The following is a 19,404-nucleotide window of genomic DNA, read 5'->3' on the forward strand; positions in this document are numbered from 1 at the left end:
TTGGGGTTTGTCTAGGATATCTGCATATATACAGATGGTGATAAAAGAATTAATGTAGTATCGAACGGCAGCAAAAATAGTGTCTGTATCCAATTATAGGTCCAGATTTTATTCGTGCACCAGGGGTAATATAACTACAAAAAAAGTCGGTGAGTGATAATGATGTCTTCGGTTAAAAGGTTCCTGATCGGACGGCCGCTGAAGTCCGATCAGCTGGGAGAACAGAAGCTTAACAAAACCAAGGCCCTAGCCATTCTGTCCTCGGATGCCTTATCCTCTGTGGCCTATGGCCCGGAGCAGATTCTGCTGGTGCTGATCACCGTTAGTACAGCCGCATTCTGGTATTCCATTCCGATTGCAGGCGGGGTACTGGTGCTGCTCCTGGCCCTGATACTCTCCTATAGGCAGATCATCTTTGCCTATCCCCAAGGCGGCGGGGCTTATGTCGTATCCAAGGAGAATCTGGGTAAATATCCGGGTCTGATTGCCGGGGGCTCCTTGCTCGTCGATTATATACTTACCGTAGCGGTCAGTGTCTCTGCGGGAACGGATGCGATTACTTCAGCTTTTCCGGGTCTGCATCCTTATAATGTGCTGATTGCCATCATCTTCGTCCTGCTGATCACGACCCTGAATCTGCGCGGGGTCACCGAGTCTGCCTCTTTCCTGGCGTATCCGGTTTATCTGTTCGTCCTGGCGATGTTCATTATGATCGGGCTGGGCCTGTTCAATGTGCTGACCGGAAGAGTACCGGCGGAGCTTCACACCTCACTGGGAACACCGGTGGCCGGAATCAGCCTGTTCCTGCTGCTGCGGGCGTTCTCCTCAGGCAGCTCGGCGCTGACTGGGGTGGAGGCCATATCGAATGCGATCCCCAATTTCAAGGCACCGGCACCGAATAATGCAGCCAAAACCTTAGCGGCGATGGGAATTCTGCTCGCGCTGTTATTCTCAGGCATCGTCTTCCTGGCGTATTATTACGGCATTGCTCCGCGTGAACAGGTCACGGTGGTGTCCGATATTGCCGAGCATGTCTTTGGCCGCAACTTCATGTATTATGTCGTGCAGGGCACGACAGCCTTAATTCTGGTTCTGGCGGCGAACACCGGATATTCCGCATTTCCGCTGCTGGCTGTGAATCTGGCGAAGGATAAATTCATTCCCCGGATGTTCACCGTGCGCGGAGACCGGCTGGGGTACTCGAACGGCATTCTCAGCCTGGGCATCTTGTCGATCATCCTGATCATTGCCTTTGAGGGGCGGACGGAGCATCTCATTCCGCTGTATGCAGTCGGGGTCTTCATCCCGTTCACCCTGTCGCAGACAGGCATGATCGTCAAATGGCTCCGGCACAAGCCGGAGGGCTGGCTGCCTAAGCTGATCATCAATGCAATCGGGGCGCTGATCAGCTTCATTGTCACAATGATGTTCTTCCTGACCAAATTCACGCAGGTCTGGCCGGTCCTGGTCTTCCTGCCGCTGATTATCCTGTTCTTCTACCGCATCTACAAGCATTATGAATCGGTCGCCGACCAATTGCGGGTAGCCACCTGCGGGGAGCCGCCGCTTGCGATTGAAGGGAATATCATCATCCTGCCGGTAGCAGGGATTACCCATGTGGTGGAGAATTCCTTGCGGTATGCCAAGTCGCTGAGTGCGCAGCAGATTATCGCCGTCCACATCCCGTTCGAGCGGGAGGATGACGCTATTTTCGAAGAGAAGTGGAAGAAATTCCACCCGGAGGTGCGGTTAGTGACGCTGTATTCGCCTTACCGCAGCATCATTCATCCATTGACCAAGTTCATAGATACGGTTCAGCGCAAGGCCAGCGAGTCGAATTATCAGGTGACCGTCATTGTCCCTCAATTCATACCGAAGAAGGGCTGGCATAACATTCTGCATAACCAGTCCAGTCTGCTGATCCGCGCACATCTGCTGTACCGGCGCAATGTAATTATCACTACCGTTCCTTATCATTTGAAAAAATAACAGGATTATGCGCATGGAAGCCTCCAGCTTACGGATATCCGCAGGCTGGGGGCTTTCTGTACCTCCCCGGCATGTGATAAGCTTGACTCCATAAGTGCAGATTTGCTTCTTCAAGGTTGAGTTAAGCTAGTAGTAACAGTCAGCGGATGGAGGGACAGAGGTTGAAGAAACGCAGGTTGAACGGGACTCGAATTAAGGCAATACTGATGATGCTTATGCTTGTCCTGCTGCTTACAGGGTGCGCGCAAGGCACGGCCCATGTAACCGTGAAGAAGGACGGCTCCCTGGATCTGGCCTTCAGTCTATTGCTGGATGCCCGGGCTGAGAAGCTGGTCAGCGGCAAGGTGGAGGAGCTCCTAACCACCCGGCTGGCGGCCGCAGGCATAGAGCTGAAGAAGACAGCAAGCGGCAAATCAACGGAATATCAATTTCATAAATCGTATGCTTCGATGGAGGAGCTGAAGAACAGCAGCAGCGGCTTCGATATTGTAGAGGCCAAGGCGGGACAGACGGACAGGTGGCTGTATACCAAATACGATGTGGTGGCCCAGCCTAAGCTGAATGCCTACACGGATGAGATTATTGACGGCCTTGGCAGCTTGAATGTCCCTAAGTCCCTGGTGCGGCTGCTGATGGGCAGCTTCTCCGCCGATTTCAAATTAACGATTCCCTATGATCTATACGGGCCTAATAATGCGGCCGAGCAAGACGGCAACACGTTAACCTGGCATGTGTCCCTTGCGGATTCCGAGCCGATTCAGCTGGTAGTCTATGTACCGGATATCAAGAATATTGCAATTACAGCGGGCGGTATCTTACTGATTCTGGCTGTACTTCTTACATGGTTTATCAGAAAAAGAAAGCTGAAGAGGTCCAAGACCCCGCCTGAAGGGCCTGTGCCTACTCATCGTCCGGGACCGCTCTAAGCTTCGTGTGGAAGCTGTCACGGTACTGGCCGGGGGTCATCCCCTCCTGCTTGCGGAAGGAACGGATGAAATTCTGTGAATTGTTGTATCTCAAGCGGGAGGCGATATCCTTCACGGGCATATCGGTCTCCTCCAGCCACTTCTTGGCCATTTTGAACCGGTACATAGTCAGGTAATCACTGAAATAATACTGCGTTTCCTTGCGGAACACACTGCTGATGTAGTTGGCGTTATAATGCAGCCGGGAAGCACACTCCTCCAGCGTCAGATCCTGGTCATACTCATGCTGGACGATGTCGATCAGCTTCTCGGAGATATTATGATACTGGGCGTTCTGCCTGCTATGGAAGATGACGATGACCGGCTGGATGACGATGGTCCAGAACCAGTCTTCAATCTCGGCCACGATATGCAGATCGGTCAGCTCCTCGAACAGGGAACCGCCCGCGTGGTAGATCTGGTTCAGCGTAATTCCCGATTCCTGCATCATAATGAGCGTATTGTTCAGCAGCCGGGTCAGCGGAATCTGATATTCCTGCGGCGACAGTCCCAGCGCAAAAATACACTTGAACAGCTTATGCAGCAGCTCCTTCGCCTTATCGCTGTCAGCCAGCTTGATGGCATCCATCAGGTCATTTTCCGTGTGGGTCGGGTAGTTCAAATTGAGATAATGCTTGCCTGAATTGATATTCTCGTACTGGATAATGATGCCTTTGCCCAGGGTAATCCGGTGCTTCAGGGCCTCCAGGCTTTCCCGGTAGGCAATGGACATTTTGTCAAACGAATGAAACGGCAGGCTCAGCCCAATGCTGACCTGCAGCTTCAGGACCCCGTTAATCTCCTGCTGGAGCTTCTCCGTAAGCGCATAGAGCATCCGGTGAAAAGCTTCCGTGTCCTCATCGGGGCTGCCGATTAAGACCGCCAGGGCATGGCCCATCATCACAGGGGTTAGCCTGTGCTGCGCAGAGACCAGCTCCTGAGTCATATTATGCGCTGCGAATAACAGCAGATTGAGATCCTTTTTCTCATAGCTGTTCTCCTCGGAGAAGTCGATGCTCAGCGTAATGACAGCCATCGTCTTCCATTCCTCGACTTGCTTGCCGTACCCGTATTGCTCCAGCTCCTCCATCAGCTCGCGTCTTCTCAGATTGCCTCCGAACGCCTGAATCAGAAAGAAGGTCCGCACCTGTCCGAGATGCTGGCTGACCTCCTTCTCCAGCTGTGACTTGGATTGGAACAGGGAATGGACCTGCTCACCGATGAGCTGGAATTCATCCGTACGCCCTGCCCGCAGACCGGGACGGCGCAGTCCAATCTGGGTCAGCAGCCGTTCGATGGGGGTGTACATACGCCGGGAGCCTAGCCAGGCAAGCATCACAGACAAGAGCAGCATGAACGTGCAGACAAATACCGTGTAAGTGCCGATTTTGCCGGATTCGCGGGTCAGACTCTTGATGGAGGTGGCCGACAGATAGATCCAGCCGTTCAACTGGGAACGCATATAGGTGATCGAGTAATCGGCTTCATTAAGCTTGGTCTTGAATTGTCCCGATGGCTCAGTGGCAGCGGCGATCTGCTCGAATCCCGTGAACCCGGCCGCTGCGGCAGGCTCTCCGATCAGCTTGCGGTCTGAATGCAGCAGAATCCGTCCGCTCTTGTCCAGCACCATAATACTATCCAGCGGCTGCATATCGGGATTAATGAAGTCCTGAAGACTGCAGGCCGGAATATTGGCCAGAGCCAGTCCGTATTTCTGCAGCTTGGTCACCGGCAGCTTCTTAATCAGGCTGATGCTGTAATTGCAGCCGGTCACGTTAATGCTCTCTTCACTGTAGAACAGGGAGGAGGGGTTCAGCACCCAAGAAGAGCTGCCTTCCACATTCAGCAGATTCGTCAGCTGCTCGTAATTGCGGTATTCATTCAGCCGGTAGAGCCCGGAATTCTTGATCATCCAGTTCTGGCGCTGATTGAGCAGGATGACATCCTCCAGCTTCGTATCGAAGGACTGCATATTGCGGATCTCATTGCGGATGTCGTTATATAAAATGAAATCGTTTTCACTAAGCGGGTTGTTCAGCGCCTTCTTCAGCACCGAAGAGTTCACGACCTGGTTCAAGGTCTGGTTGACAGTATTCAGCTTATGCTCTACATTTGAGGTAATTTGTAAAATGAGCTCCTTTTTGCTTTCGTTAACATTTTTTTGAATTTCACTGGAGGATGTGAAATAGGAGAACGAACCAATAAACAGCACCGGCAGGATGCTGATGGCGAACGCGAACATAGTTAATTTACTGAGAAAGCTAAGATGTTTCAACAGCGTTCAGCACCTTTGCATGAAATAGGAAATCACTGTCTTAAGTGTATGCATCACGAAGGATAATAACAATAATCATCTGGTGCCGCAATAATCATTTTCTCTAATCATTCATACATAAGCTACATTATTCAATAGATAGGCTTCTAAGGCAGATAAATATTACGCTTCAGGGGGTTATGGAATGTTCAACCGGTTAACGGGCAGGAAGAAAGCTCTTGCAGGGTGCTTCATCCTATTCTTATCGTTCATGATGTTAAGCGCTTGCAGCGGGGATAAGTCTGGGCGTTCTGATTCAGCAGGTGTACCGGCACCGATCTCGATTCTGGCACCGCTGCATTTTCCGCAGACGCCTTCAGCGGAGCTGATCGCCGAGATTGAGAGACTGACCGGGACACAGCTTGATATTACCTGGGTGCCGGAGGGCGTCTACACGGACAAAATGAATACCGCACTGACCACCGGCTCCCTCGGCAAAGTAACGTTCGTGAAATTCACCGATTATAATCCAGTCAAGAATATGATCCGCTCGGGCGCTTTTTGGGAGATTGGTCCCTATCTGGCAGAATTTCCGAATCTCAGTCAGTTGAATGCGGCGATTCTTAAGCAGACCTCGGTGGACGGGGGAATCTATGGCCTGTATACCGAAAGACCGGCTTCCCGGCAGGGCATTATTATCCGCAAGGACTGGTTGGAGAAGCTGCACCTCAGTTCCCCCGGAACGCTGGAGGAGCTGTATGAGGTGATGAAGCAATTCACCATCAATGACCCGGACGGCAACGGCAAGGCAGACACCCTCGGACTGGTGGACCGCAACGATCTGGTGTACGGGGTATTCAAGACGTTAAGCTCCTATTTCGGCACGCCGAATAACTGGAAAATCGAAGATGGACAGTTCATCCCGGAATTCGCCACCCCTGAATATATGGACACGATGAACTTCATGAGCAAATTATACAAGGAGGGGATCATTAACCAGGATTTCGCCCTGACCAGCAAGGAAGTGCAGCGGGACAAATTCATCCGGGGAACGGCCGGGATCTTCATCGGGAGCATGACGGATGTGCAGCGGCTCTCCATTGAGGCCAAGGCGATCAACCCTAAGGCAGAGCTGACGCTGATTAACCGGATTAAGGGGCCGGACGGATATAAGGTATGGTCCATACCCAAGTACAACGGCTTGTACCTCTTTTCACGTAAAGCCATTGCTACCGAGCAGGAGCTGAAGCAGGTGCTCGGATTCTTCGACCGCACGATGGATGAGGATGTAGCTAACCTGATGGCTTACGGCTTCGAGGGCCGTCATTATAAGCTGGATGTATACGGCAAAGTGATTCTTCCGGAAGAAACGTCCCAGCTGCGGGTGTATGAGGTCAATCCGCTCAATTCCCTGATGATCGCTGATGTAGGCAATACCCATATCAAGGAGGTCGCACAAAAGGAGCAGCTCACCGCCCTGGCCGACCAGCTCAGCCGGGATAACGAGCAGTTTCTCGTCGATGACCCCACCGTGTCACTCACCTCGCCGACCTATGACGAGAAGAACGCCGAGCTGTCTGCCATTATCGTAGATGCCACCTACAATTATATTCTCGGTAATATCGACGCCGCCGGCTTCGCCGGAGAGGTTGAGAAATGGAAGACCAGCGGCGGCAGCCTGATTATTCAGGAGTATGGGGAGGCGGGGGGGAGGGTGCGGGGGTTGGAGGAGTGAGGGATACAGGGGCAGAGACGGAATTACAGCCAACTCAGAGATAACCCGCTCCATGTTCGCTTACAACTTCTAAATTGTGGTAAGATAAGGGTTATTCTAACTTTCTGGATTATAAGGAGAAAACATGAAATCAATCGTTATCCAACCTGTCAACGCCCAGAATTGGGAAGAAGCTCTAGAGATATCTGTCTGTAAAGAGCATAGGCACTTCGTTCCTTCAGTGATGGAGTCGCTAGCATATGCCTATATCAAGCCGTGGGATGAAGCGTTAGATCCGTATATTCTGTCCATTGATGGCGAAATTATCGGATTCTTCTATCTTTCATTTACTCCCGGAAGCTCAGATAATTACTGGATTGGCGGGTTTCAGATTGACCACAGGCACCAACGAAAAGGCTACGGGAAACAAGCAATGATAGAAATCATTAAGTTCATTAAAGAAGTTCATCCGAAGTGCAGCCTAATATCCCTAACGGTGGAACAAGAGAATTCAGTAGCACAGAAGCTGTATGAAGGATTAGGATTCACCAGCGAGCAGCGCTTGAACCAGGATGGGGAGATCATCTATACCATTCAGCTTGACTGAAGATCAATTCATAATGAAGGTTGTGAACACTTTGACTATTGTTGAATTACATAAGATTACCCCCGAGCTGGAACACGAATGTACTCAATTGAGCGTGAGCACGGAGCAGTTGGACTTGGTGGCAAGTAATGCAGATTCCCTTGTGCATGCGGTAAATGAGCCCACATCGATACCCTACGGTATTTTTGCTGAAGGAAGGATGGTCGGATTTATCCTTTTTGATAATGAAAGATATACAGACGGCTACTATTGGATTCTGCGATTTATGATTGACGGGAGATATCAGGGACAAGGTTATGGGAAATCGGCTATTAAAGAAGTCATTAAGATGCTGAGTAGCCGCGAGGACTGCAAACAGATTAGGGTATCGCATATTCCGCATAATCTAACGGCCAATAAGCTCTATAAGGATGTGGGATTCACCGAGACCGGGGAGTTTGAAGATAACGGGGATATTATTTTGGCGTATACGATGTGATGCTCAATACCGTTATCCAGCCCAGCGCTGGACCTTATAAGAATCAGATAATACCCGCAGTTCCGTTTTGGAGCTTGCAGGTATTTTTCATTTTCATGTGTGAGATTGGCTGATCTAACGTATGTGGAAAATTACCTTGTGGTCTCGATTTTCTTTCCTGATATTGCAGGACCCATCCATGTATGCCATACTCAGCAGCAAACGGTTCACTTTTTTGAACGGAAGGCGGAAGGAGAGGGGGAGTGACATGGATAAGCAGCAAGCTGCCCGCTTGATCAAGGAGGATTTCAGGATGTGCCAGAAGAAGGCTCCAAAAATTTTTATTACATGGACGTCAGAACCAACCTCGGTACGCTGAGAAATGTGGTGAATCATATCGATGACTTTATTGAACGTTTTTATTAGACACAAACTGGGGGTTCCATCATGAAAGCCATGGTTATCGAAAAATACGGAAAAACACCGCTTCTGTCAGCGGACCTCCCAATGCCGCAAATCGGTGAGCAAGATGTGCTTGCAGAAATCCATGCAGCAAGTATCAATCCGATCGATTTCAAAATCCGGGATGGCAAATTGCGTATGTTATTGAAATATGAACTGCCGCTTATTTTGGGCAATGATTTCTCAGGTGTGATTATCCAGGTGGGCGATAAGGTGAAGAAATTCAAAAGAGGCGATGAAATCTACGGCCGGCCCAGAAAAAGCAGAATCGGCACCTTCGCGGAGTATATCGCTGTTCATGAGGACGATATCGCGCTGAAGCCCCGTAACCTATCGTTTGAAGAAGCGGCTTCTATTCCGCTCGTAGGACTCACCTCGTACCAGGCACTGCATGATATTTTACAGCTGTCGGCTGGACAAAAAGTATTGATTCAGGCGGGAGCGGGCGGAGTAGGTACCTTCGCAATTCAGCTTGCCAAAGCGATGGGGCTATACGTTGCAACTACTGCAAGTGAAGCCGGTGCTGAACTCGTGAAGTCACTTGGAGCCGATCAGGTCATAAATTATAAAACAGAGCAGTTCGATCAGGTGCTGCACAATTATGACGGAGTATACGATACCATTGGCGGAGAAACGTTAGAGAAAGCATTCCGCATTGTCAGACCTGGGGGACAAGTCGTATCGGTATCAGGGCTGCCCAATGCCCGTTTTGGAAAAGAATACGGGTTAGGCTTCCTGAAGACTAATCTTTTGCGGCTCGTCACCCGAAAACTTACAAGATTGGAACGCCAGCACAAGGTGAAATACAGCTTCCTGTTCATGAAACCGAGCGGCAGACAATTGGAGCTCATTACTGAATATATGGAATCAGGAGCAATACAGCCTGTGATTGACCGCGTATTCCCTTGGGCAGAAGCGCAGAAGGCAATGGAGTATTCCGAATCCGGCAGAGCCAAAGGTAAAATTATATTGAAAATAAAGTGATATCAGTTTTCCAAGCTCCACCACGGTTACGCCATCCTTTGAAGGATAGTGTAGCCGTTTTTGCGTAGTATCTAACACAAATAAGACTCAATTTCATCAGAATGGCAATCGTAATGCCAAAATTTTAAAGTTCAGGAAAAAACATAAAACAGTACTTGATTAACGTATCGTGCATTGATATATTTTGTGTAATATAAAAGGGATTTTATTCTATAAATCACAAATTGAAGAGAAAAGGTGGTTGCGAATTGCAGACAACGACTACGATATTATCGGAACTGGAGGGGTATTTACCCAGTTCGCTAAGCGTTCTCAGCTTCTTTCCGGGACACTCAGCAATATCCTTCGCGGGCACCGGCCTGTTGCGATGCAGCAGTTGGACCGGATTACTCAGGCCATGGGACAGGAGGAAGGGTATTTCTACGACTTGTACATTAATGACTATATTATCGGCGGCTCTTCCGACTGGCGGAGGATTGGACCGCTGCTGCTCCGCTGTGCCGAACTGAACAAGCTGGAGAGTATTGAGCGAATGGCCCGCCATATTATGGACAATCTGATGTACGCTCCCCTGTTGTTTGATAGTGCAGAAGAACTTTTCATGGCCGGGAAAAGGGATGCCGCCGCCGCAATCTATGAGATCGTCGCCGAATCTGAACGTTATCAGCATTCGGAACGGCTGGCCCTATGCCAGTTCAGGCTGTTTACCATTGCGCTCAGCGATGACCAGAACCGGAACCTGTGGGCTGCGAATCGGTTCGAGCCTTTTGTCGAACGGTTAGATGAAGTTGATCAGCTCGATGCACTCAAAGAGCTTGCCAATACATACCGCTCCCTACAGCGCTGGGACAAGGTTGAGGAATACGCCGCTAAGATGGGCCATAAGGCCAGAATTCAATATGACCTGAAGGTCCGTGACGAACACAGAGCATCGGAACCGGTCAAGCTTCCCGGCAGACCGCTGTTCTTTTACATTGCTTACAGTGATCTGCTGCGCGGAAATGTCTGCGATGAATTAGGTGATTATGAAGGAGCTTTAGGTTACATAAGGAGCTATGCTGATTTGGGCTGGGTAAGAGAGCAGGGGGATGAGACGGAGCATTGGAAGAGCCTATTTATGGTCCAAGGCAAATATTATTCTCACCAAACTGTTAAGCGGAGACTCAACAGTAATTAAGCAATATTCAGTCTATCTTAAAGCACACCAAGAGGAGAGAGTTACCGGTTTGTTGTATATGCTCAAGGCTGCTAATAAATACAACTTTAATATCGATGATACTTTACAACAATTTAAGCAGGACTTAGAGAAGAGTGTTACTGATCTGGTCCAGGTCAGATATTCCCGCAAATTAGTTCTAGACCGTCAAGCTAATTTACTGTTGGAACTGGCGAAGTACTGTCTGACAGAGGTGAATATCACAGCGGATTGGAATTTCTAACGAAGTCGGTTCAACAGTATCAGTTGATCAACGATGAGAAACATAAGATCTTGGGCACTTTTATCAGTATACTTAAGCATTCCAGAAGCAGTACAGCTAACAGTTGAACAAGCTATTTCTCCTACAATCCTCAATCGAACCATTACCTCTACACTGCTGATCTTCATTCAAAAATTCATCCAATCACCGTCGTCGCCCACTCGCACCAGACTTCAAGTACACACCTGAACGATTTGCAGAAGTATCGGCATAATAGCACCGCTTGAATGAGATTCCTGCACATGGTAGGATATTTATGCAGTCTGCTTATCCAAGCGGTTGCGGGATAGGAAGTAGCGGTGTTCTTTGCGGGACTTACGCTGCTTCCTTCTTTATTTTTGGAGCTCGTCAAACACCTTTTCAATTCCCTTGCGAACGATTGCGGAACGTGACATATTAAGCTTTTCTGCAGAAGCATCAAGCTTGCTCAGAATTTCCTGATCGACACGTATTTCAATCTTTTTGCTTTTGGGATTATCAGATAGTGGACGCCCCAACTTTTTAGAGGACATTACATCGCCCCTTTTTTGTCCTGATAACAATATATTATTATCAGGACAAAAAAGTCAATGAGTTCCTTCATGATTGATCTATCTTTCAGCCAAAAAATGAAGCTAACAACAATAAAAGTGCAGAACAAGATAAGAATAATGGTAAAGGGAGAGGAGTGGGTTAATGAGAGGTCAAGTACAAAGACACCATTTACTTCATAGGAGGTAAGATTTTGGAGCCAAGTGATGAATTTATGGATTACGTGATTTCAAAGGCACGTGAGATTGGAAAAGAATTTGTGATTGATTCAGGAGAAGGGAATGATTGCGCAAATAATGAACATGGTTGGTATATCGAAGACTTAAGCGGTTGGCTAGTGGATGCTCACGACTTTGAAGCCGTATTGGCAGCAAAATTAGAACAGAATACAGATAAATATTCTAATTGTTATGTCTCCGCGTATTGGGGATATGATGCGGAAGGAAAGTTGTCTATTCGGTTTGAATACGTACCAAGCTATGATCTGTAAAACGATGTATATAAGCTATTCCCTTAAAATGTTGCACATAATGCATCTCTGGACCGCCTATATCAGGACACTACAAAGGAATGTTGCACGAAATGCAGGAATTCTTTCTTTGAGCGGCTTAGAAGAGAAGGAATGCTGCCTTTTCTGCAACATTTTTTGATTATGGTTAGTTTTATGAATGGAATGTTGCAATTTGTGCAGGATTTTTGAGTAATAGCGGACTAATCAGCCTCCTTATCTACTAAGGCCCCGCCGCGCGAAGCGGCGGGGCTATTCCCTTTGCTCCCTTTCAAGGATAGGCCTTGAAAGCCCCTCTCCAACTGAGCGGCAGAAAGGGACGGAGGGAGGTTTGGAACTGTAGGAGCGATAGCGTCCACCTTTGTCTCCGGATGTTATCTGCTGGAAGCATATAATCAACAACATCTGGAGACAACAGCGGCCGGAAGTCCAAAGCTCACGCAGTCCCGCCCACCGCCGCACCTACCCGCCGCCGCACCCATCCTGTCATCGCAGTTCCGCCCGCCGCCATTTCCGTCATGCCAACACCACTCCCACGCTCTAGCTTTCAATGCCTATCCCCCCATCACACGATAATCATTAACCCACACCTCCAGCCGCAGCGCACCTTTATGAGCAAATGATTGTATTCGTAATCCTTCGTGCCCTGTATTGTGAGGCTTGTAACCAATACAAGTTAAACGGAGGTCAAAAAGGAATGACGAAAAAATCCTTCACCCTGCTCCTAAGCTCGCTGCTGACCCTCAGCATGTTGTCCGCTTGCGGCGGTAACAACAACAAAGAGGCGGCAGCTACGAAAGACCCGGGCGCCAGCACCGGGACCAACACCACCGCAACCACGGACCCAGCCACTGCTGAGCCGGAGAAGCCGACTGAGATCAAAATCATGCTCCCGCTGAACACGACAGATACTCCACCGGATACGATCAAGAATGAAGTGGAGAAATTGACGAATACAAAGCTGACCTACCAGTTCTTCCCGGCCGATACGTATGAGGAGAAGCTGAACTCCTCGTTCGCCACCGGCTCCCTGCCGCAGGTGACGTATCTGAAGAATCAGACGACCTTCCTGCAGATGAAGGAAGCGATCAAGGACGGGCAGTTCTGGGAGATCGGGCCGCTGCTCAGCGAATTCCCTAACCTGAATAAGCTGAAGCCGGAGATCCTGAATAACACCAAGGTAGACGGCAAGCTGTATACCCTGTATATCGGCCGTCCGCTGGCCCGCCAGGGCATCATCTACCGCAAGGACTGGGCGGATAAGCTGGGACTGAAAGCGCCGGCCAACACGGAGGAATTGTTCGCGATGGCTAAGGCTTTTACTGAGCAGGACCCGGACGGCAACGGGAAAAAGGATACCATCGGCGTGGTGGACCGCAACGAGCTGGTGTATGGTGCGTTCAAAACGGTCTCCTCCTGGTTCGGCACCCCGAACAACTGGGCCGAGAAGGACGGCCAACTTGCGCCCGAGTTCACTTTTCCGCAATATATCGATACCATGGATTTCTTCAAAAAGCTGCGTGAAGGCGGTTACATGAACCAGGACTTCGCAGCAACCAGCAAGACGGATGCGGTCAATATGTTCACCAGCGGCAAAGCCGGGCTGTATATCGGCGGCTCGATGCAGGATATCGATTCCTTGAATAAGGACCTGATCAAGAACGTGCCGGATGCCGTGCTGGATACGCATAGTATGGTGGCTGGAGCTGACGGCAAGTTCGCCCAGTGGATGATTCCCGGCTATAACAATGTAGTGCTGTTCCCGAAATCGGCGGTGAAGGATGAAGCGGAGCTGAAGAAGATCCTGAAGTTCTTCGATTACATGATGACTCCTGAAGTATCGAATCTGATGTACTGGGGCATTGAAGGCACACACTATACCGTGGTGGACGGCAAAGCCAAAGCGACCGACAATAAAGAGCTCATTGAACGCGAAGTCAAAGGCTTCAAGGACAGCGTTATCGGCGAATACGAAACGAACGGCATGTATCAGAGTCTGAACGTGCTGCCGGGCCGGATTCATGCGGAGGAGCTGGTGCTGGAGAATGTGAAATACGGGGTCGCAGATCCTACGGCTGCGCTCGACTCGGCTACCTATACGTCCAAGGGCGTTGAGCTTCAGCAGATTATTGCGGATGCGACATACAAGTACATGTACGGTCAGCTGGATAAAGCCGGCTTCGAGAAGGAAGTCGAGAACTGGAAGAGCCGGGGCGGGGCGAAGATCATCGAAGAATATAACGCCGCGTACAAAAAATAAACAGAGCGCAGCCGCGATAACAGCGGACTGAACACAGGAAGAGGCTGCCCCGGGTTAGCGCTCCGGCGGCCTTTTTTTCCACTATAGAATAATTTACAGAGAAAGGAAGAGAATCATGCAGGAAGTATCTGCCCCGCCCCGCGTAGTTCCCGAACCGCAGCCGAAGAAATACAAGAGCAGCAGTGAGCTGAAGAAGCGGCTGTGGCGCAACAAATTACTCTATGTGATGCTGATCCCCGGCGTGCTGTATTTCATTATCTTCAAATACTTGCCGATGTACGGACTGATTATTTCCTTCCAGGATTACAAGCCTTACCAAGGGATTACCGGGAGCGAATGGGTGGGCATGAAGCATTTCAGCCGGCTGTTCACCGAGCCTGATTTCTTGAACATATTAGCCAATACGCTGATTTTGTTCGGGATGAATATTCTGATTTATTTTCCGATTCCGATTATTCTGGCCCTGATGCTTAATGAACTCAGAGGCACCTTCTTCAAAAGATTCTTCCAGACCTTAGTGTATCTGCCGCACTTCATGTCGTGGGTGATCGTCGTCTCGATCTCCTTCGTTATGGTGACGATGGACGGGGGGATTATCAACGAGCTGTTGGCTTACTTCGGATTCGCCAAGATCAATTTCCTGCTGAGTCCGGGCTGGTTCCGGCCGATGTATATCCTTCAGGTCATCTGGCGGGAAGCAGGCTGGGGGACGATTATCTATCTGGCTTCCATTGCGGCTATTGATCCGGGGCTCTATGAAGCTTCGCGTATGGACGGAGCCGGACGGCTCAGACAGGTCTGGCATATTACGCTTCCGGCCATCCGGGGAGTGATCATCACCCTGTTTATTCTGAAAATCGGTTCCGTTCTCGACCTGGGCTTCGAGCATGTCTACCTGCTGCTCAACTCCATGAACCGCGAGGTTGCGGAAATTATCGATACGTATGTCTACACCGCCGGTCTGCGGCAAGGGCAGTTCAGCTACAGTACAGCCATCGGCTTCTTCAAGTCGATTGTGGGCCTGATCATGGTCATGACCGTCAATAAGGTGTCCAAGAAAATAGGAGAAGAAGGCGTATATTAAAATGCCGCAGGAGGAATTCAAATGGTAGAAGACCGCACATTCAGCGGCAGACTATTCTCTGCCGTCAACTTTATACTGCTTGCCCTGATCGCACTGGTAACGGTGCTGCCGTTCATCCACGTGGTAGCAGGCTCCTTCACAACCAGTGCTGAGCTGGCTGCCAACAAGTTTGTGCTGATTCCGAAGGTGTGGAGCTTAGAGGCGTACAAATTTATTTTCTCCACGAATACGATCTTCAGAGCCTTAGGGGTATCGATTGGAGTCACGCTGATAGGCACACTGTTCAGTATGTTCATTACGGCGCTGATGGCCTACGGTCTCTCCCGCAGGGATCTGGACGGCCGCCGGGTGTTCAACTTCCTGGTAGTGTTCACGATGCTGTTCCACGGGGGAATGATTCCTACGTTCCTCGTGGTGAAGGAGCTGGGGCTGATCGATTCGTATGCGGCACTGATTCTTCCTTCCGCGATCAGTGCGTTCAATATGATTATCCTCAAGAACTTTTTCCAGAACATTCCTGAGGGGCTGGAGGAATCGGCCAAGATCGACGGCTGCAATGACTTCGGGATTCTGTTCAAAATCGTGCTGCCCCTGTCGCTGCCGGCGATTGCCACGATCTCTCTGTTCTACGCCGTGACATATTGGAACACGTATATGAGTGCCATTCTCTATCTGGATAACAGCGCCAAATGGCCGATTCAGGTCCTGCTGCGGCAGATTGTCGTGCTGGCCAGCGGAATGGATCACAGTGCGACACTGGACGGCACGGTTCCGCCGCCGGATCAGACGATCAAGATGGCGGTTATCGTGGTCGCTACGCTGCCGATTCTGATGGTGTACCCGTTCCTGCAGAAGCATTTTGCCAAGGGTGCGATGCTGGGCTCGATGAAGGGCTGATGACTGACAGATGTTGACGGACGCCGAGGGACGGTGGGACCTTCTAAACGATGAAAGGGGTATTATCATGATTGGCAGTCTGCCGCAAACACCAATTGAATGGGCGCAAAAAGCCTGTGATTCATTAATGGATACGTATCAGGCGTGGGAACTCCCGCCTGCGCACCGCTGGCATTATCATCAGGGCGTATTCCTGTGCGGGATGGAGCTGCTGTGGAAGACGCTCCGGGAGGACCGCTATATCGATTATATTAAGCAGTATGTGGATGATCTCGTGGATGAGCAGGGGAATTTCGACTTTGCCCGGGATGAGCTGGATGCCGTCCAGGCGGGGCTGCTGCTCTTCACGCTGTATGAACGGACCGGCAAGCGGAAATACCGGGAGGCGGCGGTCAAGCTTCGCCATCTGCTGCTGACACTGAACCGGACCTCCGAAGGAGGGTACTGGCATAAGGACAAATATCCGAACCAGATGTGGCTGGACGGACTGTACATGGCCGGGGTGTTCTCGCTGAAGTACGCGAATACTTATAGAGACGATGCCTTGCGGGCCGAGGTGCTGCACCAGGAGCGCCTGATGCGCAAATACATGAAGGACGAGGCGACCGGCCTGCTCTACCATGCCTGGGATGAGAGCCGCCGCATGCCATGGTCGAATCCCGCCACCGGCTGCTCGCCGGAATTCTGGAGCCGCTCGCTTGGCTGGTACGGGCTTGCCGTCTCACAGTTCATGGATGAACTGCCGGGGACTGATCCTGGACGGGCCGAGCTTGCAGCCGAGCTAAGCGGATTCGTACAGGCGTTGATCCGTTATCAGGACCCGGGAAGCGGCCTGTGGTATCAGGTGGTAGATAAGGGACATGAGCCTGACAATTGGCTGGAGACCTCCGGCTCCTGTCTGTTCGTCTACACGATTGCCAGAGCAGTGAAGCTGGGTATCCTTCCGGCTGAAGCTATAGATGAAGCGGCGGAAGCAGCGCGTAAAGGCTACGAAGGCTTAATTCAGGTGCTCCAGTGGGATGAGCAGGGCCGGCTGCTGCTGCCGGATATCTGCATCGGGACCTCGGCGGGAGATTACCGTAACTATGTAACCCGTCCGAAGGTCAGTAATGATCTGCACGGCGTGGGTGCGCTGGTGATGGCTTGTGTGGAGATGCAGGATTTGTATCCGGCATAAGCTGAGTGGAGTTAGGAGCTGCTAGTTCAGGCATAGGAGTAATAGAGCATAAAGCTGTCTGGACCGGCAGCGGATTAGAAGAGGAGGCGGACAGTGTATAACATAGTGGACTACGGAGCGCAGCGGGACAGCGGAGTACCGGCAACGCAAGCGATTGCGGACGCGGTTGCAGCAGCACGCGGTGCCGGTGGCGGAACGGTATATATTCCGGCCGGTACCTTCCTGACAGGTGCAATCCGTCTATACAGCAATATTGAGCTGCATCTCAGTCCTGGTGCGGTATTGTCCTTCAGTACCGATCCGGCGTATTATCCTGCCGTGGAATCACGGTGGGAAGGGGTGAAGCGGGAGGTTCATGCCGCCTGCATCTACGGAGCGGGCCTGAGGAATGTCTCGATTACCGGGAGCGGAACCATTGACGGGAATGGAGAACCTTGGTGGGAAAAGCACCGCAGCCGCCCGGAAGAGCTGGAGTATCCCCGTCCGAGACTGATTGGTTTCGACGATTGCAACCGGGTGACGCTCCGCGATCTAACGCTGGTGAATTCCCCAAGCTGGACGGTGAATCCGATCAATTGCAGCAATGTGATGATCGATAATCTGTCGATTCTGAATCCTGCAGATTCCCCGAATACCGATGGAATTAATCCCGAATCCTGCCGCGATGTGCGTATCAGCAACTGCCATATCGATGTCGGTGATGACTGCATTGCCATTAAGGCAGGCACCGAGGATACCCGGGAGCGGATTCCCTGCGAGAATATCACGATTACGAACTGCGTGATGGTTCACGGGCACGGCGCGGTGGTGCTGGGCAGTGAGATGAGCGGCGATATCCGCAATGTGACGATCAGCAATTGTGTATTTAAGCAGACGGACCGCGGCATCCGCATGAAGTCCCGGCGAGGACGGGGCGGGATTATTGAGGATATCCGGATCAGCAACATTGTGATGGAGGATGTGATCTGTCCCTTCACGCTGAATCTCTACTATTTCTGTGGGCTCCGGGGCAAGGAAAAATACGTCTGGGACAAGAACCCGTATCCGGTGACGGAGGAGACCCCGCAGTTCCGGCGGATTCATTATGCCAATATTACAGCACGCAATGTCCATGCGGCGGCGGGATTCCTGTACGGGCTGGCGGAGCAGGCGGTCTCGGAAATCACCTTCACCAACATCGATATCTCGATGGCGGAGCACGCGGTGCCTGGCCAGCCCGACATGATGGCAGGGCTTCAGGACATGCAGCGCCGGGGCTTCTTCCTCGGCAATGTCCACGAGGTGCAGTTTCAGCAGGTCATAATTGAAAACCATGACGGCCCGGCCTTTTATATTGAGAACGGAGAAGAAGTGGAGTTCCTGAACTGCCGCTCCAGGAACACGGCCAAGCCGGAGAAGCTGGTGGAACAGGTTACAGTGTCGCTGGCGGAACGATAAAAGCCTGGGGGGCCGGTTAGACCTGGTGAGATCAGGGGGAGGCATTCCTTTGGGCATGCGAATAGAGGTTGTAAGTGAAAGAGCCTGGTCCCTGTTGGGGACCGGGCTTTTAAGGTTACATACAGAGAGTTTTGTACTATTTAACTTGGATTTTCAAGGCGTAAATAGCAGTACCTTTCTTCCAGGTAGCCATTACCCCGTAGATGTAGGTGCCGGGACTACCCGGTACATTGAATTGATTCAAGTCAGTAATATCTTTGAATTTATACTTACTGAAGTGTTCTCTTACGAGCATTGAATCCGGCGGATTATCGAATTTGATTTGAATTTCAGCTCCAGCAGGAATAATTTCCGCATCTTTCTCCTCCATAGTTTCCCATGGACCACCGTTTAATTCTTTGGCACCCCAACTATATGTACTAATATCCACAGGAACAACTTCACCGGTATCCAAAGTAGCGCTCATTTCGGGTAAAGGCATGGAGCTAAGCCTACTACACCCGGTGATCATCACTATAAGAATAAGTGCTAACAATAACTTTCCTATCCTGTTCATAGGCATCCCCTTTCTCAGCAGACTATGTAACAGGTACTCTATAC

At 50.6% G+C, this 19,404-nt stretch carries 16 protein-coding genes; 13 read left to right on the forward strand and 3 right to left on the reverse strand.

Annotated features, from left to right (window positions below):
- Window positions 1-159 precede the first annotated feature (159 nt).
- Both NSS64_RS01855 and NSS64_RS01860 read left to right on the forward strand, forming a co-directional pair.
- A complete protein-coding gene (locus NSS64_RS01855; RefSeq protein WP_340938179.1) occupies window positions 160-1,989 on the forward strand; it encodes an APC family permease in 1,830 nt (609 codons plus the stop codon).
- Window positions 1,990-2,150: 161 nt separating this feature from the next.
- Window positions 2,151-2,915, forward strand: coding sequence for a hypothetical protein (locus NSS64_RS01860; RefSeq protein ID WP_341139031.1), 765 nt, complete (start codon window positions 2,151-2,153; stop codon window positions 2,913-2,915).
- Here NSS64_RS01860 and NSS64_RS01865 read toward each other — a convergent pair.
- Window positions 2,890-5,229 (reverse strand): AraC family transcriptional regulator, encoded by a 2,340-nt coding sequence (locus tag NSS64_RS01865; protein ID WP_341139032.1) that lies wholly within the window; start codon window positions 5,227-5,229, stop codon window positions 2,890-2,892. The two genes, NSS64_RS01860 and NSS64_RS01865, sit on opposite strands and share 26 nt — an antisense overlap.
- A gap of 184 nt (window positions 5,230-5,413) precedes the next feature.
- Here NSS64_RS01865 and NSS64_RS01870 point away from each other — a divergent pair, with 184 nt between their 5' ends.
- The 5 genes from NSS64_RS01870 to NSS64_RS01890 all read left to right on the forward strand — a co-directional run bounded on the left by NSS64_RS01870 (window position 5,414) and on the right by NSS64_RS01890 (window position 10,609).
- Complete coding sequence (locus NSS64_RS01870; protein WP_341139033.1) at window positions 5,414-6,943, forward strand: extracellular solute-binding protein; 1,530 nt, start codon at window positions 5,414-5,416, stop codon at window positions 6,941-6,943.
- Window positions 6,944-7,067: 124 nt separating this feature from the next.
- Window positions 7,068-7,529, forward strand: coding sequence for a GNAT family N-acetyltransferase (locus tag NSS64_RS01875; protein WP_341139034.1), 462 nt, complete (start codon window positions 7,068-7,070; stop codon window positions 7,527-7,529).
- Between the two features lie 31 nt (window positions 7,530-7,560).
- Window positions 7,561-8,007, forward strand: a complete 447-nt coding sequence (locus tag NSS64_RS01880) for a GNAT family N-acetyltransferase (RefSeq protein WP_341139035.1) — start codon at window positions 7,561-7,563, stop codon at window positions 8,005-8,007.
- Between the two features lie 426 nt (window positions 8,008-8,433).
- Window positions 8,434-9,432 (forward strand): NADP-dependent oxidoreductase, encoded by a 999-nt coding sequence (locus NSS64_RS01885; protein WP_341139036.1) that lies wholly within the window; start codon window positions 8,434-8,436, stop codon window positions 9,430-9,432.
- 241 nt (window positions 9,433-9,673) lie between these two features.
- The gene (locus NSS64_RS01890) at window positions 9,674-10,609 is read left to right on the forward strand and encodes a hypothetical protein (protein ID WP_341139037.1); all 936 of its coding nucleotides are present in this window, start codon (window positions 9,674-9,676) and stop codon (window positions 10,607-10,609) included.
- A 633-nt stretch (window positions 10,610-11,242) separates the two neighbouring features.
- On the opposite strand, the gene NSS64_RS01895 is transcribed toward NSS64_RS01890, so the two are convergent.
- Window positions 11,243-11,422 (reverse strand): ribbon-helix-helix protein, CopG family, encoded by a 180-nt coding sequence (locus tag NSS64_RS01895; protein ID WP_341139038.1) that lies wholly within the window; start codon window positions 11,420-11,422, stop codon window positions 11,243-11,245.
- Between the two features lie 212 nt (window positions 11,423-11,634).
- Between NSS64_RS01895 and NSS64_RS01900 the strand changes: the two genes are divergently transcribed.
- From NSS64_RS01900 to NSS64_RS01925, 6 genes are all read left to right on the forward strand, one after another.
- Window positions 11,635-11,931 (forward strand): hypothetical protein, encoded by a 297-nt coding sequence (locus tag NSS64_RS01900; RefSeq protein WP_341139039.1) that lies wholly within the window; start codon window positions 11,635-11,637, stop codon window positions 11,929-11,931.
- A gap of 715 nt (window positions 11,932-12,646) precedes the next feature.
- Window positions 12,647-14,209, forward strand: coding sequence for an extracellular solute-binding protein (locus tag NSS64_RS01905; RefSeq protein WP_340938193.1), 1,563 nt, complete (start codon window positions 12,647-12,649; stop codon window positions 14,207-14,209).
- Between the two features lie 115 nt (window positions 14,210-14,324).
- The gene (locus NSS64_RS01910) at window positions 14,325-15,293 is read left to right on the forward strand and encodes an ABC transporter permease (protein WP_339251019.1); all 969 of its coding nucleotides are present in this window, start codon (window positions 14,325-14,327) and stop codon (window positions 15,291-15,293) included.
- A 21-nt stretch (window positions 15,294-15,314) separates the two neighbouring features.
- Window positions 15,315-16,190 (forward strand): carbohydrate ABC transporter permease, encoded by an 876-nt coding sequence (locus tag NSS64_RS01915; RefSeq protein ID WP_340938196.1) that lies wholly within the window; start codon window positions 15,315-15,317, stop codon window positions 16,188-16,190.
- A 67-nt stretch (window positions 16,191-16,257) separates the two neighbouring features.
- Window positions 16,258-17,367 (forward strand): glycoside hydrolase family 88/105 protein, encoded by a 1,110-nt coding sequence (locus tag NSS64_RS01920; RefSeq protein ID WP_341139040.1) that lies wholly within the window; start codon window positions 16,258-16,260, stop codon window positions 17,365-17,367.
- A gap of 93 nt (window positions 17,368-17,460) precedes the next feature.
- Complete coding sequence (locus NSS64_RS01925; protein WP_341139041.1) at window positions 17,461-18,804, forward strand: glycoside hydrolase family 28 protein; 1,344 nt, start codon at window positions 17,461-17,463, stop codon at window positions 18,802-18,804.
- A 136-nt stretch (window positions 18,805-18,940) separates the two neighbouring features.
- Here the strand turns inward: NSS64_RS01925 and NSS64_RS01930 are convergent, their stop codons facing one another.
- The gene (locus tag NSS64_RS01930; RefSeq protein WP_341139042.1) at window positions 18,941-19,360 is read right to left on the reverse strand and encodes a hypothetical protein; all 420 of its coding nucleotides are present in this window, start codon (window positions 19,358-19,360) and stop codon (window positions 18,941-18,943) included.
- Window positions 19,361-19,404: the final 44 nt, after the last annotated feature.

The sequence above is a fragment of the Paenibacillus sp. FSL H8-0122 genome (assembly GCF_038005345.1).
Taxonomy (GTDB): Bacteria; Bacillota; Bacilli; order Paenibacillales; family Paenibacillaceae; genus Paenibacillus_AQ.

Bases quoted from the DNA above. Each gene is read 5' to 3' on its own strand.
- NSS64_RS01855 (WP_340938179.1), top strand. From the start codon at position 160: ATGATGTCTTCGGTTAAAAGGTTCCTGATCGGACGGCCGCTGAAGTCC.
- NSS64_RS01870 (WP_341139033.1), top strand. From the start codon at position 5,414: ATGTTCAACCGGTTAACGGGCAGGAAGAAAGCTCTTGCAGGGTGCTTC.
- NSS64_RS01875 (WP_341139034.1), top strand. From the start codon at position 7,068: ATGAAATCAATCGTTATCCAACCTGTCAACGCCCAGAATTGGGAAGAA.
- NSS64_RS01885 (WP_341139036.1), top strand. From the start codon at position 8,434: ATGAAAGCCATGGTTATCGAAAAATACGGAAAAACACCGCTTCTGTCA.
- NSS64_RS01895 (WP_341139038.1), bottom strand. From the start codon at position 11,422: ATGTCCTCTAAAAAGTTGGGGCGTCCACTATCTGATAATCCCAAAAGC.
- NSS64_RS01905 (WP_340938193.1), top strand. From the start codon at position 12,647: ATGACGAAAAAATCCTTCACCCTGCTCCTAAGCTCGCTGCTGACCCTC.
- NSS64_RS01910 (WP_339251019.1), top strand. From the start codon at position 14,325: ATGCAGGAAGTATCTGCCCCGCCCCGCGTAGTTCCCGAACCGCAGCCG.
- NSS64_RS01915 (WP_340938196.1), top strand. From the start codon at position 15,315: ATGGTAGAAGACCGCACATTCAGCGGCAGACTATTCTCTGCCGTCAAC.
- NSS64_RS01920 (WP_341139040.1), top strand. From the start codon at position 16,258: ATGATTGGCAGTCTGCCGCAAACACCAATTGAATGGGCGCAAAAAGCC.
- NSS64_RS01930 (WP_341139042.1), bottom strand. From the start codon at position 19,360: ATGAACAGGATAGGAAAGTTATTGTTAGCACTTATTCTTATAGTGATG.